Consider the following 15,040-nt stretch of genomic DNA (forward strand, 5'->3'; position numbering starts at 1 on the left):
CGTGAAGTCCGAAAAAGACCCGATCCACGCCGGCAAGCGCCGCTTCCTGCGCAATGCCGCCGCATCCACTGCCGGCCTGACCGCGCTGTCGATGTTCCCGCCGGCCATCCGCCGCGCGCTGGCCATTCCCGCCAACAACCGCACCGGCACGATCAACGACGTTGAACACGTGGTGATCCTGATGCAGGAGAACCGCTCGTTCGACATGTACTTCGGCACGTACAAGGGCGTGCGCGGTTTTGGCGACCGCATGACGATCCCGCTGCCGCAGAACCGTTCGGTGTGGGAACAGACCAACGGCACTCGCGTGGTGATGCCGTATCACCTGGACAGCACGCAGGGCAATGCCCAGCGCGTGTCCGGCACGCCGCACGACTATATGGACGCGCAGATGGCCTGGGACGGCGGCCGCATGGATCAGTGGCCGCGCTACAAGCAGAACCAGTCCATGGGCTATTACCGCCAGAAAGAGGTGGAATTCCAGTTTTCGCTGGCCGAAGCCTTTACGCTGTGCGACGCCTACCACTGTTCCACCCACGGCGGCACCAACACCAACCGCCTGTTCCTGTGGACCGGCACCAACGATCCGCTGGCGCAGGGCAACGGCCCGTCGACCCGCAACCAGTGGGACAGCCTCGGCGCGTCCACCACCGGCTGGACCTGGATGACGTATCCCGAACGCCTGCAAAAGGCCGGCGTCAGCTGGAAGGTTTACCAGAACCTGCCCGAGAACTTCGGCGACAACTCGCTGGCCGGTTTCCAGCAATACCGCCGCGCCAACGAACAGGCGGGCAACGCCGCCGACGGTTCGCCGTACCCGGCCTGGACGCCAAGCATGGACGGCGCCAACCCCTTGTACAAGGGCACGGCCAACACCATGCCCGACGGCGGCTTCCTGCAATCGCTGCGCGATGACGTCAACAACGGCACCTTGCCGCAGGTGTCGTGGATCGTGGCGCCCGCCACGTATTCCGAACACCCCGGCCCGTCCAGCCCGGTGCAGGGCGCGTGGTACATCCAGGAAACGCTGGACGCGCTGACGGCCAACCCCGACGTCTGGAGCAAGACCGTCCTGTTGATCAACTTCGACGAGAACGACGGCTACTTCGACCACGTGCCGTCGCCCGCCGCGCCGTCGCTGAACCCCGACGGCTCGATGGCCGGCGCGTCCACCGTCAACACCGACCTGGATCGCCACACGCACGCCTCGGCGCAGGACGCGGCCGACAACCGCGTCTATGGCCCCGGCCCGCGCGTGCCGATGTACGTGGTGTCGCCGTGGAGCCGTGGCGGCTGGGTCAATTCGCAGGCGTTCGATCACACCTCGGTGCTGCGCTTCCTGGAAGCGCGCTTCGGGGTGCCGGAAGACAACATCAGCCCGTGGCGCCGCGCCGTGCTGGGCGACCTGACGTCCGCTTTCAACTTCGCCACGCCCAACGATGAAAAGCTGCCCGACCTGAATATCCTGACCCGGTCCGGCGCCGACCAGTTGCGCGCCGACCAGCAGGCGCTGACCGCCGTGCCCTTGCCCGACACGACGACGCAGGCCAAGCCGGTGCAGGAGCAGGGCGTGCGTTATTCGCGCGCCTTGCCCTACGAGCTGCACACCAGCGGCCGCAGCCAGCCCACCACCGGCAACATGTGGCTGCTGTTTTCCAACACGGGCAAGCAGGCGGCGGTTTTTCATGTGTATGACCGCCTGCACCTGGACCGCCTGCCGCGCCGCTATACCGTGGAACCGGGCAAGCAGCTGGAAGGCAGCTGGGACACGGCGGCCGACGGCGGCAAGTACGACCTGTGGGTGTTGGGCCCCAACGGCTATCACCGGCATTTCGCGGGCGACCTGGCGCTGGCCCGCACGTCGCAGCTGGACCCGGAAATCCGTGTCTGCTATGACATCGCCAATGGCGACGTCTATGTCAGCTTCATCAACAGCGGCAAGGACGCCTGCACGTTCGAAGTCACGCCCAACGCCTACTACAGCAATAACGAGCGCTGGACGCTGACCGTGCCGGCCGGCAGCAAGGTCGAACAACACTGGGCGCTGGAAGGCAGCGGCCACTGGTACGACTTCACCGCCCGCCTGGCGCAAGACCCGTCCTACCTGCGCCGCTTCGCCGGCCGCGTCGAAACGGGCAAGCCGTCCGTCACCGATCCGGCGATGGGCATGTAACTAGCCTTACGCGGCGGTTTGCGGTTCGCGCGCCCGGAAGGCCGTGGCGCAGGCTTCGCAGATCGCCGCCGTAATGCTCTGGCGCGCGTGTTCGCGCCGCTCCAGCATCCCGATGGCCCGCGACAGCGGGCCTAAATCTTGCGGCAGCATCAGAATGCGCAGTTCGGGGCTGTGCTGCCAGTTGGACCCGTTGATCAGCGGCAGCAGGGTGACGCCGACTTCCTGGCGCACCAGTTCCACCAGCGTTTCGATGGCGTTCAGTTCCAGGAATTCATTGATCGGCACCGCCAGGCGGCGCAGCACCCGGTCAATCTGCAACCCGGTGCGCTGCGTGCGGTCAAAGCGCAGGAAGGGGTTGTTGGCCAGCACCTGGCGGGCGTCCTTGCCGGTGGCTGACGCCGGCGCAATCACCACCAGCTGTTCTTCATATAGCGGGGTCCAGCGCGTGCTGGCCATCTTGCGGCCGGCTTCCACCAGAAAGGCCGCGTCCAGCTCGCCGTCTTCGACCTTGCCCGCCAGTTCGCTGGCCTTGCCCGACAAAATGCGCACGTCCAGCTTGGGGTGCGCTTTTTTCAGCCCGGACACGACCTTGGACAAGGTGCCCATGCAGGACACGATGCTGCCCACTGACACCGACCCGGCCAGTTCGCCCGGCACGGTTCGGGGCAGCCGCATCCGGTCGTATAAATCCAGCAAATGCTTGATTTCGGGTAGCAATTCGCGGCCAGCTGCGTTAAGAATGGCAAGTCGGCCGCTACGGTCGAACAGTTCCCGGCCCAGTTCGGCTTCCAGCGAACGCATCTGGAAGCTGACGGCGGCCTGGGTCAGCGCCACCTGCTCGGCCGCTTCGGAAAAAGAGCCATGGTGCGCGACGGCCAGGAAAGTGCGTAAAAACCGGATGGTGCTCATCGCCGTGATCCATAAAAATTTCTTTTATGACGGAACAAAAAATCAAATTGATTTAATTAGATCACGAGAGTACCTTCGCCTGCTTAACCGTTCAGACCGTTTAGAGACAAGCCATGAAAACCTTCGACTGGGTCAATCCGTATCCTTCCGTACGCATTCCGCTGTTCGCGCGCAACGTGGTGTCCACGTCGCACCCGCTGGCGGCCCAGGCGGGCTTGCGCATGCTGCTCAAGGGCGGCAACGCCGTTGATGCGGCCATTGCCGCCGCCGCCACCATCGTGCTGGTGGAACCGGTGTCTTGCGGCCTGGGCGGCGACTGCTTTGCCATCGTCTGGGACGGCAAGGAATTGCATGGCCTGAATTCGTCGGGCGTGGCCCCGGCAGCCTGGAATACCGAATACTTCAAGGCCAAGTACGGCACGGGCCCGGATGGCCTGGCCATCCAGCCCAAGCGCGGCTGGGACGCCGTGACGGTGCCGGGCGTGGTGGCCGGCTGGGCCGCGCTGCACGAAAAGCTGGGCAAGCTGCCGTTTGAACAACTGTTCGAACCCGCCATCGAAATTGCCGAGCGCGGCTATGCCGTGCCGCCGGTGGTGGCGCACAAGTGGGCCGCCGCCGCTGACGAATTGAAGTCGCAGCCCGGCTATGCCGCCGCCTTCATGCCCGAGGGCCGCGCGCCCAAGGTCGGCGAACACTTCCGCTTTCCGGATGCCGCCAACACGCTGCGCCGCATCGCCGAATCCAAGGGCCGCGACTTCTACGAAGGCGAGCTGGCCGAACGCATCGCCGCCTTCAGCAAGGAATGCGGCGGCGCGATGACGCTGGAAGACCTGCGCAACTACCGCCCGGACTGGGTCAAGCCCATTTCCAAGTCGTACCGTGGCTACGAGCTGCACGAGATCCCGCCGAACGGCCAGGGCATTGCCGCGCTGATCGCGCTGGGCATCGTGGAACGCTTCGATATGTCGGACATCCCCGTGGATTCCGTGCAGTCGCAGCACATCCAGATCGAAGCCATGAAGCTGGCGTTTGCCGACCTGTACAAGTACGTGGCCGACCCGCGCGCCATGCAGGTGACGCCCGAACAGATGCTGTCGGACGCCTACCTGGACAGCCGCGCCAAGCTGATTCGCCTGGACCAGGCCACCCATTTCGAAGCGGGCCGCCCGCATGCAGGCGGCACGATCTACCTGACCGCCGCCGACGAAAACGGCATGATGATTTCGTTCATCCAGTCCAACTACATGGGCTTCGGATCGGGCGTGGTCGTGCCGGGCACGGGCATCAGCATGCAGAATCGGGGCGTGGGTTTCTCGATGGATCCCAAGTCGGCCAACGTGGTGGAAGGCGGCAAGCGCCCGTTCCACACCATCATCCCGGGCTTCCTCACGCGCGGCGGCAAGCCGGTGATGAGCTTTGGCGTGATGGGTGGCGACATGCAGCCGCAAGGCCATATGCAGACGGTTGTGCGCATGATCGACTACCACCAGAACCCGCAGGCCGCGTGCTGCGCGCCGCGCTGGAAGGTCAACCGCGACTTCACGCTGGACATCGAGACCAATATGAAGGCTTCCACCATTGCGGGCCTGAAAGACCTGGGGCATGCTCTGAAGTCCGTTGACGATCCGTACATGGACTTTGGCGCCGGCCAATTCATCTGGCGCATGTCGGAAAACGACAACGAACTGGGTTACGTCGCCGCCAGCGACAGCCGTCGCGACGGCCAGGCGGTCGGCTTCTAAGACCAAACCGCTCGCAAGCTACAAGGGGAAAACTCACAATGAAACGCTTGACCTTGACCTTCGGCGCCAGCCTGCTGGCGCTTGCCGCCGGCGCCGCGTGCGCGCAGAACATCCGCATCGGCCTGCAGGAAGATCCGGACGTGCTGGACCCGCACCGCGCCCGCACCTATGTGGGCCGCATCGTGTTCACGTCGCTGTGCGACAAGCTGGTGGACATCGACCCCAAGCTGCACTTTGTGCCGCAACTGGCCACCTCGTGGTCGTTCAGCCCCGACAACAAGGTGCTGACGTTCAAGCTGCGCGACGACGCGCTGTTCCATGACGGCTCGAAGTTCGACGCCGCGGCCGCCAAGGCCAACCTGGAACGCGCGATGACGCTGCCGGACAGCCTGCGCAAGGGCGAACTGGGCTCGGTTGAAAAAGTGGACGCGCCTGATGCCACGACGCTGGTGCTGACCTTGAAGAAGCCGGACGCCACCTTGCTGGCGCAACTGTCCGACCGCGCCGGCATGATGCTGTCGCCCAAGACCTTCACCGACGCCGACGTGGCCGCCGTGGGCCGCAAGCCCGTGTGCTCGGGTCCGTACAAGTTCGTTGAACGCATCCAGAACGACCGCATCGTGCTGGAAAAATTCGACCAGTACTACGACGCCAAGGATTACGCGTTCAAGCGCGTCACGTTCCTGCCGATCCCCGACACGACGGTGCGCCTGTCGAACCTGCGCGCGGGCGACCTGGACATGCTTGAACGCCTGAACCCGTCCGACGCGCCCCAAGTCAAGACCGACGCCAGCCTGACGTTCGCGCCGGTGGCCGGCCTGGGCTTCCAGCAGTTCATGTTCAACGTGGGCAACGGCAAGCGCGCCGAAGACAACCCGTTCAAGAACAAGCTGGTGCGTCAGGCGTTCCAGTACGCCATCGACCGCAACGCCATCAACGAAGTGGCCGGCGGCGGCATCTTTGAACCCGCCCAGCAGCCGTTCCCGCCCGCAAGCCCCTATCACAGCGACAAATTCCCCGTCACCCAGCGCGACGTGGCGAAGTCCAAGGCGCTGCTCAAGCAGGCCGGCATGGATCGCGTGAAGGCGGAACTGGTGTTCGGCAACAACACGACTACCTCGTCGATTGCCGAGATTGTGCAGGCGATGGCGTCCGAGGCGGGCTTTGACCTGTCGCTGCGCCCCACGGAGTACGCGGCGCTGCAAAAGGAAGCGTCGGGCGGCAACTTCCAGATCGTCATGCTGGGTTGGTCGGGCCGGGTGGACCCGGACGGCAATATCTACGCCTTCGTGACGTGCAAGGGCGCGCTCAACGACGGCCACTACTGCAACCCGGAAGTGGACAAGCTGCTGAACGAAGCGCGCACCGTTCCTGACGAGACGCGCCGCAAGGCCATCTACGAGCAGGCGATGACCATCATCCAGGACGAGCTGCCCGGCGTGTATAACTACTACCAGCCGTGGCCCTTCGCGATGGGCAAGAAGGTCAAGGGCTTCACGCCGTACCCGGATGGCATGATCCGCCTGAAGGGCGTGACGTTCGCTCAGAAGTAAGAACGAGGCGCGGCGGCCCCAGGGCTGCCGCGCGCGTTGGACGCGGCAACGCGTCCTTTGGCTTTTTGCGGCGGACGCGCGCCAGGTGATGCAGGCCTGATGCCGTCCGCCGTTCCTGTTATACGGTTTTTCCCACATGCTCAAACTTATCTTGCGCCGCGTGATCGTCGCGATACCGACACTGATACTGGTGTCGATGATCGTCTTCATGCTGCAGAAAATCCTGCCGGGCGACCCGGTGCTGACGCTGGCCGGCGAAGAGCGCGACCCGGCCGTCCTGGATTATCTGCGCGACAAATACCGCCTGAACGACCCCTTGCCGATGCAGTACGCGGCGTGGGCCGGGCAGGTGCTGCAAGGCGACCTGGGCAAGTCGCTGCGCACCGACGTGCCGGTCACGACGCTGATCGCGCAAAAGCTGCCGGTGACCTTGCAACTGGCCGCCATGGCGATGTTCTTTGCGCTGTTGGTCGGCATTCCCATGGGGATCGTCGCCGCGGTGCGCAAGGGCAAGCCGATTGAAATGGGGGCGAACATCGCGGCGCTCTCCGGCATGTCGATACCCAACTTCTGGCTGGGCATCATCCTGATCATGGTGGTGTCGGTGCAATGGAAGCTGCTGCCGGCATCGGGCTATGTGTCGCCCGCCGAAGATTTCTGGTTGTCGATCAAGACCATGCTGATGCCGTCGCTGGTGCTGTCCACGGCCATCGCGGCGTACCTGATGCGGCATACGCGTTCGTCGATGCTGGAAGCCTTGTCGGCTGACTACGTACGCACGGCGCGCGCCAAGGGCGTGTCGCCGCGCCAGGTAGTGTTGCGTCACGCGCTGCGCAATGCGTTGATGCCGATCGTGACGCTGGTGACGCTGCTGTTCGGCGAATTGCTGGCCGGTGCGGTGCTGACGGAACAGGTCTTCACGATTCCGGGTTTCGGCAAGCTGGTGGTGGACGCGGTGTTCACGCGTGATTACGCGGTGGTGCAGGGCGTGGTGCTCTGCGTGGCGGTGGGCTTCATTCTGATGAACCTGCTGGCCGACATTCTCTACATCCTGGTCAATCCCCGCCTGAGGCATTCATGAGCGCAAATACTGCAACGGCCGCTGCCGTCACGCCGCCCCGCAGCCGCAACCGCGCCTGGGGAAAATTCAAACGTAATCACATCGCGATGCTGGGCCTGGCCATCGTCGCGTTCTTTGTGCTGTTGGCCGTGCTGGCGCCTTTCATCGCCAACCACGACCCCTTGCAGACCAGCTTCACCACCATCCGCAAGGCGCCGTCGGCGTCGTACTGGCTGGGCACGGACGAGCTGGGTCGCGACATTTTCAGCCGCATGGTCTATGGCGCCCGGGCGTCGTTGATGGCGGGCCTGGTGTCGGTGTTGATCGCCTTGGTGGTCGGGGTGCCGTTTGGCTTGGCCGCCGGCTACTTCGGTGGCTGGACGGACAGCATCATTTCGCGCGCCACGGAGGCGTTGCTGGCGATTCCGTTCCTGATCCTGGCCATTGCGCTGGCCGCCTTCCTCGGGCCCAGCCTGACAAACGCGATGATCGCCATCGGCGTGTCGGCCGCGCCGAAGTTTGTGCGCTTGACGCGCGGGCAGGTGCTGGCCGTCAAGAACGAAGACTATGTGCAAAGCGCGCGGGCGTTGGGCGCGTCGGACTTGCGCATCATCGGCCGGCACGTGTTCCCGAACGTGATGCCGCCGCTGATCGTGCAGGCCACGATCACCATCGCCACGGCGATCATTGCCGAGGCCAGCCTGTCGTTCCTGGGGCTGGGCCTGCAACCGCCGACGCCGTCGTGGGGCTCGATGCTGAACACGGCCAAGAACTTCATGACCCAGGCGCCCTGGATGTCGATCTTCCCCGGGTCGGCCATTTTCCTGGTGGTGCTGGGCTTCAATCTGTTGGGCGACGGGTTGCGCGACGCGCTCGATCCGCGTCAGGAAAAGTAATGACTATGGCAACAATGGATCCCAAACGCGTCGTTGATGTCAGCGGCCTGACGGTGCGCTTCAAGACGCCCGAACGCACGGTGGAAGCGGTGCGCAATGTGTCGTTCCACGTTGATCGCGGCGAGACGCTGGCGATTGTGGGCGAGTCCGGTTCGGGCAAGTCGGTGACCTCGCTGGCGCTGATGCGGCTGGTGGAATACGGCGGTGGCAAGATCGTCAATGGCGATATGTTCCTGCGCCGCCGCAACGGCGAGGTGCTGGACCTGGCGCATGCGCCCGACACGACGCTGCAACGGGTGCGTGGCGCGGACGTGGCGATGATTTTCCAGGAGCCGATGACGTCGCTTAACCCCAGCTTTACGGCGGGCAACCAGATTGCCGAGGCGTTGCAGTTGCACCAGGGGCTGGACGCGGCGGCGGCGCGGGCGGAAACGTTGCGGATGCTGGAACGGGTACGAATTCCCGAGGCGCGCGCGATTCTTGACCGTTATCCGCACCAGTTGTCGGGTGGCATGCGGCAGCGGGTGATGATTGCGATGGCGTTGTCGTGCAAGCCGCAATTGCTGATTGCGGATGAGCCGACGACGGCGTTGGACGTGACGATTCAGGCCCAGATTCTGCAACTGATACGTCAGCTGCAAGAAGAGATGGACATGGGGGTGATTTTCATCACGCACGATATGGGCGTGGTGGCGGAAGTGGCCGACCGTGTGCTGGTGATGTATCGCGGCGACAAGGTGGAAGAGGGCGGCTCGGACGAGATTTTTGCGCGGCCGCGGCATGCGTATACGCGGGCGTTGTTGTCGGCGGTGCCGCGCTTGGGCGCGATGCATGGCACGGATGAGCCGGCGCCGTTTCCGCTGTTGAAGGTGGAAGAGGCGGCGCATGTGGCAAACCCGGCGGCGCTGGTGGATGCGCCGGTGGCGGCGCCGTCAACGGTGCGCCGCGAGAATGGCCCGGTGCTCAAGGTGCGGGATCTGACGACCAGTTTCGACATCACGGGCGGCATTCTGGGGCGCGTGCAGAAGCGCGTGCATGCGGTGGAGAAGGTCAGCTTCGATCTGTACCCGGGCGAGACCTTGTCGCTGGTGGGTGAGTCGGGTTGCGGGAAGACGACGACGGGTCGGTCGCTGTTGCAGCTGGTCAAGAGCAAGAGCGGCACGATTGAATTCGACGGCAAGAATATCGGGGCGTTGCGCGGTAGCGCGATGCAGACGCTGCGCCAGCACATTCAGTTCATTTTCCAGGACCCGTTTGCGTCGCTGGATCCGCGCATGACGGTGGGCTATTCCATTATGGAACCGCTGCTGATTCATAACGTGGCCAAGGGCAAGGCGGCGCAAGACCGGGTGCGCTGGCTGATGGATAAGTGCGGCTTGCTGCCTGAAATGATCGACCGCTATCCGCATGAGTTCTCCGGCGGGCAGCGTCAACGGATCTGCATTGCGCGGGCATTGGCGCTGAACCCGAAGGTGGTGATTGCCGACGAGTCGGTGTCGGCGCTGGATGTGTCGATTCAGGCGCAGATCGTGAATTTGCTGCTGGATCTGCAACGGGAACTGGGGGTGTCGTTCCTCTTTATCTCGCACGACATGGCGGTGGTGGAACGCGTTAGCCATCGGGTGGCGGTGATGTATCTGGGGCAGATCGTCGAGATCGGACCGCGCCGGGCGATCTTCGAAAATCCGCAGCATCCCTATACGAAGAAGCTGATGGCGGCGGTGCCGATCGCGGATCCGCAAAGGCGGCATCGCGAGAGGTCGTTGCTGGTGGATGAGATTCCCAGCCCGATGAGAAAGCTGGGGGACGATCCGTTGGTGGAGCCGTTGGTGGCCGTCGGAGAGGGGCATTTTGTGGCCCGGCATTCGGTCGGGGTTTATTGACGAATGTGCGCAGGCGGTATCATGGCGGGCTTCACGCTATTTGCCCTTTCTTATACGGATTTTTGCCATGGCCCTGCGCGCCACTATCTACAAGGCCGAACTTAACGTTGCCGATACCGATCGCCACTACTACGGCAGCCACGCGCTGACGGTGGCGCGTCATCCCTCCGAGACCGATGAACGGATGATGGTGCGGCTGGTGGCGTTTGCGTTGCATGCGCAGGAAGACCTGGCGTTTACCAAAGGGCTGAGCGATACCGATGAGCCCGATCTGTGGGTCAAGGATCTGACGGGGGCGGTCAAGCTGTGGATCGAGGTCGGGCAGCCGGAAGAGCGGCGCATCTTGCGCGCTTGTGGGCGCGCGGACGAGGTCATCGTTTATTGCTACGGCGGGTCTGCCAGCAAGATCTGGTGGGACGGCGTGCGCAACAAGCTGGAACGCACGCGCAACCTGAAGGTGGTGAATCTGCCTTCGGAGCAGAGCCGGGCGCTGGCGAAGCTGGCGGAACGCACCATGCAGCTGAATGCAAACATTTCTGATGGCATCGTGTATTTCTCGGCCGACAAGGGCGAGGTCAGCATCGAGCCCGAGGTGTGGCGCTAAGCGCTGCGCCTGAACCCGGCGTTACACATTTTCCGGCGATTTTTCTTGCTCGCCGCTTTTTTGCGGGATTAATATGACGACCATCATATTTCAGAAGCCCGATCATGCCTGGCCCATCCAACCGCAAAGCGCTTTCCCACGAACGGATCGTTGACGCCGCCGCGCGCGCGATCCGGCGAGAGGGGTACGCCGGGGTGGGCGTGGCGGACATCATGAAGGAAGCGGGGCTGACGCATGGCGGGTTCTATGCGCACTTCCCATCGCGGGATGCGTTGCTGGCCGCTGCGATGGAGCGGGCGGGCAGCGACGGCGCGGCGCGGATGAAGCAAAGCGTGGCCCGGCGCGAGGCCGAGGGGGCCAGCACGCTGCGTGCGTGGGTGGAAGCGTATCTGGGCGATGCGCATCTGAAAGGCTGCGAAAGCGGCTGCCCGGTAGCGGCGCTGGCCTCCGAGATGCCGCGTCAGTCGACCGAAGTGCGCGAGGTGTCGGCGGTGCGTGTGCAGCGCCTGATACAAGCGGTGCGGGCGGTGTTGCCGGCGGAGGCGGGCGAGCATGCGGCTGTGGCAGTGACCAGCACGATGGTGGGCGCGTTGCAGCTGGCGCGTGCGTTGGGCGATAACGATGACGGGCGGGCGGTGTTGGCGTCGGCGCGCCAATCGATTCTGGATCAGTACGAGCGCAAGGCAGTCGGCCCGGCGCACTGAATCCCACATTTCCAAGGGCCGCCATGCGCGGCCTTTTTACCCGACACAAATATGATGATCGTCATATTTGTGCCTTCTGTCACCAGCGGTGTGCAGGCCTTATCGAGAAATCATCATGGATTTAAAGAATGCAGTCGTTTTGATTACCGGCGCCAATCGTGGGCTTGGCCTGGCGTTTGCGCGCGAAGCGTTGGCGCGGGGGGCGCGCAAGGTCTACGCCGGGGCGCGGGACCCGTCCATGGTGACGTTGCCGGGCGTCCAGGCCATCAAGCTTGACGTGACGAACGCGGCCGATGTGGCGGCGGCAGCGGCGCTGGCCACGGACGTGACTTTGGTGATCAACAATGCGGGCATCGCGGCGCTGGGTGGTTTTCTGGATGCGGATGCAATCGAATCGGCCCAACGTCATCTGGAGGTCAACCTGTACGGGTCATTGCGTGTGGCGCAGGCCTTTGCGCCGGTGCTGGGCGCCAATGGTGGCGGGGCGTTGCTGAATGTGCTGTCGGTGGCCAGCTGGGTCAATGGGCAGCCGCTGGGTTTGTATGCGATGAGCAAGTCAGCCGCGTGGGCGATGACGAACGGGCTGCGTCATGATCTGCGTGGGCAAGGGACGCAGGTCTTGGGGCTGCACATGGGCTTTGTCGATACCGACTTCACCAAGGGCATCGACGCGCCGAAGTCCACGCCGCAAGACATCGTGGTGCAAGCGTTTGACGGCTTGGAAAAGGGCGCCGAGGAAGTGCTGGCCGATGCGGTGGCGCGTCAGGTCAAGCAGGGCTTGTCCGCCGAGCCGGCGGTGTACTTGCAGGCGCGGGGCTAAGGCTGTCATGCACGCTACGACTCATTCTTCTACGTCGCCCGCGGCCGAACCGGTGGCGGCGTCGCCCTGGCCGGTGTTCTGGGTGGCCAGCATTGCGGTGTTTCTGGTGTCGCTGGACGGCACGATGTTGTACGCGGCGTTCGGCGCGTTGCGGGCGGGCTTTCCCGAGGCGTCCGCCGCGGATATGTCGTGGGTGCTGAACGCCTACACGGTGGTGTACGCCGCGATGTTGATTCCGTCGGGCGGGTTGGCGGACACGCATGGGCGCAAGCGCATGTTCATGATGGGGGTGGTGTTGTTCCTGGCCGCGTCGGCGGCGTGTGGCTTGGCGGGCAGCGTGGGCTGGCTGATTGCCGCGCGCGTGTTGCAGGCGATAGGCGCGGCGTTGTTGACGCCGGCGTCGCTGTCGATTGTGCTGGCGGCGTTTCCGGTGTCCAAGCGCGCGGTGGCGGTCAGCCTGTGGGGCGCGGTGGGTGGTCTGGCGGCGGCGGTCGGCCCCAGCCTGGGGGCGTTCGTGGTGGACGCGGCGGGTTGGCCGTGGGCGTTTTATATCAACTTGCCGTTGGGCGCGCTGTCGCTGTGGTTTGGGGCGGGGCTGCTGCGTGAATCGGTCAAGCCGGACGCGCGCCGCCGGGTGGATGGCGTGGGCATGACGTTGTTGATGTTGGCGGTGGGTGCGCTGGCGTTGGCGACGGTGCAGTCGGAATCGCCTTCATGGAGCCGGCTGGAATTGGGGGTGGTGGCGGCGGTGGGCGTGGTGTCGTTGGGCGCGTTCGTGGCGTGGGCGCGGGCGACGCCGCATCCGCTGGTGGACCTGTCGCTGTTTTCGCATCGCACGTATCGCTACGTGAACCTGGCGACGTTGAGCTTCGGCATCGCGTTCGCGATGATGTTCTTTGCGTTCTTTTTCTACATGACCGGGGTGTGGCAGTACAGCCTGCCGCGTGCCGGGTTGGCGGTAACGCCGGGGCCTTTGCTGGTGGTGCCCACGGCCATCCTGACGGGGCGGCTGGCCGCGCGTCTGGGCCATCGGCCGTTCCTGGTGACGGGGGCGCTGATCTACGCGGCGAGCGGCCTGTGGTTCTTGCTGGTGCCGGGCGAGCAGCCGGCTTATCTGACGCAATGGTTGCCGGGCCTGTTGCTTAGCGGCATCGGCGTGGGCATGGTGCTGCCGTCCTTGTCGGCGGCGGCGGTCAGCCGTTTACCGGCGCAGCACTACGCGGTGGGCAGCGCCGTGAACCAGGCCACGCGGCAGATCGGCGGCGTGATGGGGGTGGCGATCACGGTGCTGTTGCTGGGGCACGGCGCGGTGAACCATGCGGCGTTTTCGCCGCTGTATGTGGGGCATGTGGCGCTGGCCTTGGTGACGGCGTTGCTGTGTTTGGCAGTCGATACGCGGCCGGGCAAGGGCTGATTGCCCGGGCGGGCCGATCCTCAGCTTGCGCAGGCGTCGGGGGCCGGGTTGGCCGGGTCGCTGCATGCCTTCCATTTTTCCGGCGGCATGGCGGGCAGCAGCATGACGCGGCTTGCCGGGTCCCGGTAGAAGTACACGCGCCATGGGTGTTCCCCCATCGCTTGCCATACCGCTTGCTGTTGAGCCGGCGTCAGGATCGCGCCACCGGGCGTGCTTTGCGCGCCTTCGGCCAGCACGATCTGCGCGTCGGGGTCCCAGGACAGCATGTCGTCGTCCAGCGGCACGTCGTCCTTGATGCGGACAACGAGCCACGGGTTGTCCGGCACGTCGACGGGCAGCGCCGCCAGCGCATCGCGATGCACGGGGAACAATCGATCAGACGGTTTGCCGGGCGGCGCGGCATAGGCGGCCAGCGTATCGCCGCCCGGCGCGAAGTCGCCAAGGGTCTGAAGAACGTAACGCGGCCCGGGCTTGCCCTGCGCATCCACGGTCTGAACGGCCACGGGCTGCCCCGGTGACGCCAGATCGATCACGCGCAGCAAGCCGCCGGACGCATCGCGCACATAGTGACGGCTGGCCCCGGCGGCGGTGCCGGTCGTGGCGCTGGCAGTGCTGCCGGCACTGCCGAGGCTACAACCGTCGTCGATGAACGCCGTCAGCCGGCCTTGGGCGTCGCGCTGCACGCACGCGCGACGCGTTGGCTGGTAGGGTTGATCGCCGGATGCGCCGGCCTCGCCGTATTCCGTATACGCCGTCAATGCGCCGGTGGTGTCGTACGCCAGCGTAAAGCCGCCGTCCAGCACGGCCTTGCCGCGTATTGGCCGATAGCGCTCTATGCGGCAAAGGCGCCCGTCGGCGTCGAAGTACAGCCGCGTGGGCGCGGAGCCCGCCACCTTGTTGCCGGCGCGGTACGCGGACCAGTCGACCTTGTCCGCCCAGGTGTGCGGCATCAGGTCGCCGCTGTCGTCTATCCAGGCCAGCCTGCCGTTGGTCGGCACCCGTTCTCCGCGCTTGCCGAGCAGCACGCGCTCATCGTCCAGCGCCAGGGTGACCGGCACGGCGGGCAGGGTGGACGGCACCGAGAAGTCGGTCTCGGTCGGGCCGCAGGCGGCGTGGGCCGGGGCGGCGAAGAACATCGGCGCGGCCGCGCACAACAGCATCAACAAACGCGGGATGGGCCGCACGTGCGCGGTGCACGAAATAGGCGGGCTGCGCGAAATATGCGGGGGGTGCGAAGTACGCGGGGTGTGCAAACTGTGCGGCATAGGCAGGCTACTGGGCG

At 64.9% G+C, this 15,040-nt stretch carries 12 protein-coding genes; 10 read left to right on the forward strand and 2 right to left on the reverse strand.

From position 1 onward, the window contains the following. Position 1 precedes the first annotated feature (1 nt). A complete protein-coding gene (locus DVB37_RS10080) occupies positions 2-2,173 on the forward strand; it encodes a phosphocholine-specific phospholipase C (RefSeq protein ID WP_046804614.1) in 2,172 nt (723 codons plus the stop codon). Between the two features lie 6 nt (positions 2,174-2,179). On the opposite strand, the gene DVB37_RS10085 is transcribed toward DVB37_RS10080, so the two are convergent. Then, positions 2,180-3,082, reverse strand: a complete 903-nt coding sequence (locus DVB37_RS10085; RefSeq protein WP_120154924.1) for a LysR family transcriptional regulator — start codon at positions 3,080-3,082, stop codon at positions 2,180-2,182. A 113-nt stretch (positions 3,083-3,195) separates the two neighbouring features. On the opposite strand from DVB37_RS10085, the gene ggt reads away from it, so the two are divergent. The 9 genes from ggt to DVB37_RS10130 all read left to right on the forward strand — a co-directional run bounded on the left by ggt (position 3,196) and on the right by DVB37_RS10130 (position 13,758). Then, on the forward strand, positions 3,196-4,824 hold the full coding sequence (ggt, locus tag DVB37_RS10090) for a gamma-glutamyltransferase (RefSeq protein ID WP_046804616.1): 1,629 nt from the start codon (positions 3,196-3,198) through the stop codon (positions 4,822-4,824). A 38-nt stretch (positions 4,825-4,862) separates the two neighbouring features. After that, a complete protein-coding gene (locus DVB37_RS10095) occupies positions 4,863-6,377 on the forward strand; it encodes an ABC transporter substrate-binding protein (protein ID WP_046804617.1) in 1,515 nt (504 codons plus the stop codon). 136 nt (positions 6,378-6,513) lie between these two features. Further along, a complete protein-coding gene (locus DVB37_RS10100; protein WP_046804618.1) occupies positions 6,514-7,458 on the forward strand; it encodes an ABC transporter permease in 945 nt (314 codons plus the stop codon). Continuing rightward, entirely contained in the window at positions 7,455-8,333 is an 879-nt protein-coding gene (nikC, locus tag DVB37_RS10105; RefSeq protein ID WP_046804619.1) for a nickel transporter permease, read from the forward strand. Before DVB37_RS10100 ends, nikC begins: the two co-directional genes overlap by 4 nt. A gap of 14 nt (positions 8,334-8,347) precedes the next feature. Then, complete coding sequence (locus DVB37_RS10110; protein WP_120154926.1) at positions 8,348-10,216, forward strand: dipeptide ABC transporter ATP-binding protein; 1,869 nt, start codon at positions 8,348-8,350, stop codon at positions 10,214-10,216. A 67-nt stretch (positions 10,217-10,283) separates the two neighbouring features. Next, entirely contained in the window at positions 10,284-10,820 is a 537-nt protein-coding gene (locus DVB37_RS10115) for a YaeQ family protein (RefSeq protein ID WP_046804620.1), read from the forward strand. Between the two features lie 104 nt (positions 10,821-10,924). Continuing rightward, positions 10,925-11,524, forward strand: a complete 600-nt coding sequence (locus DVB37_RS10120) for a TetR/AcrR family transcriptional regulator (protein WP_120154928.1) — start codon at positions 10,925-10,927, stop codon at positions 11,522-11,524. Between the two features lie 115 nt (positions 11,525-11,639). Further along, positions 11,640-12,344, forward strand: coding sequence for an SDR family oxidoreductase (locus DVB37_RS10125; RefSeq protein ID WP_046804622.1), 705 nt, complete (start codon positions 11,640-11,642; stop codon positions 12,342-12,344). Between the two features lie 7 nt (positions 12,345-12,351). Next, a complete protein-coding gene (locus DVB37_RS10130) occupies positions 12,352-13,758 on the forward strand; it encodes an MFS transporter (RefSeq protein ID WP_120154930.1) in 1,407 nt (468 codons plus the stop codon). Positions 13,759-13,778: 20 nt separating this feature from the next. Here the strand turns inward: DVB37_RS10130 and DVB37_RS10135 are convergent, their stop codons facing one another. Continuing rightward, positions 13,779-15,023 (reverse strand): hypothetical protein, encoded by a 1,245-nt coding sequence (locus DVB37_RS10135; protein ID WP_240434079.1) that lies wholly within the window; start codon positions 15,021-15,023, stop codon positions 13,779-13,781. Positions 15,024-15,040 lie beyond the last annotated feature (17 nt).

It is taken from the genome of Achromobacter sp. B7, assembly GCF_003600685.1.
Taxonomy (GTDB): Bacteria; Pseudomonadota; Gammaproteobacteria; order Burkholderiales; family Burkholderiaceae_B; genus Achromobacter; species Achromobacter spanius_B.

Coding starts and splice junctions, on each gene's coding strand:
- DVB37_RS10115 (WP_046804620.1), top strand. CDS start 10,284: ATGGCCCTGCGCGCCACTATCTACAAGGCCGAACTTAACGTTGCCGAT.
- DVB37_RS10125 (WP_046804622.1), top strand. CDS start 11,640: ATGGATTTAAAGAATGCAGTCGTTTTGATTACCGGCGCCAATCGTGGG.
- DVB37_RS10130 (WP_120154930.1), top strand. CDS start 12,352: ATGCACGCTACGACTCATTCTTCTACGTCGCCCGCGGCCGAACCGGTG.
- DVB37_RS10100 (WP_046804618.1), top strand. CDS start 6,514: ATGCTCAAACTTATCTTGCGCCGCGTGATCGTCGCGATACCGACACTG.
- nikC (WP_046804619.1), top strand. CDS start 7,455: ATGAGCGCAAATACTGCAACGGCCGCTGCCGTCACGCCGCCCCGCAGC.
- DVB37_RS10110 (WP_120154926.1), top strand. CDS start 8,348: ATGGATCCCAAACGCGTCGTTGATGTCAGCGGCCTGACGGTGCGCTTC.
- DVB37_RS10085 (WP_120154924.1), bottom strand. CDS start 3,082: ATGAGCACCATCCGGTTTTTACGCACTTTCCTGGCCGTCGCGCACCAT.
- DVB37_RS10135 (WP_240434079.1), bottom strand. CDS start 15,023: ATGCCGCACAGTTTGCACACCCCGCGTACTTCGCACCCCCCGCATATT.
- DVB37_RS10120 (WP_120154928.1), top strand. CDS start 10,925: ATGCCTGGCCCATCCAACCGCAAAGCGCTTTCCCACGAACGGATCGTT.
- ggt (WP_046804616.1), top strand. CDS start 3,196: ATGAAAACCTTCGACTGGGTCAATCCGTATCCTTCCGTACGCATTCCG.
- DVB37_RS10095 (WP_046804617.1), top strand. CDS start 4,863: ATGAAACGCTTGACCTTGACCTTCGGCGCCAGCCTGCTGGCGCTTGCC.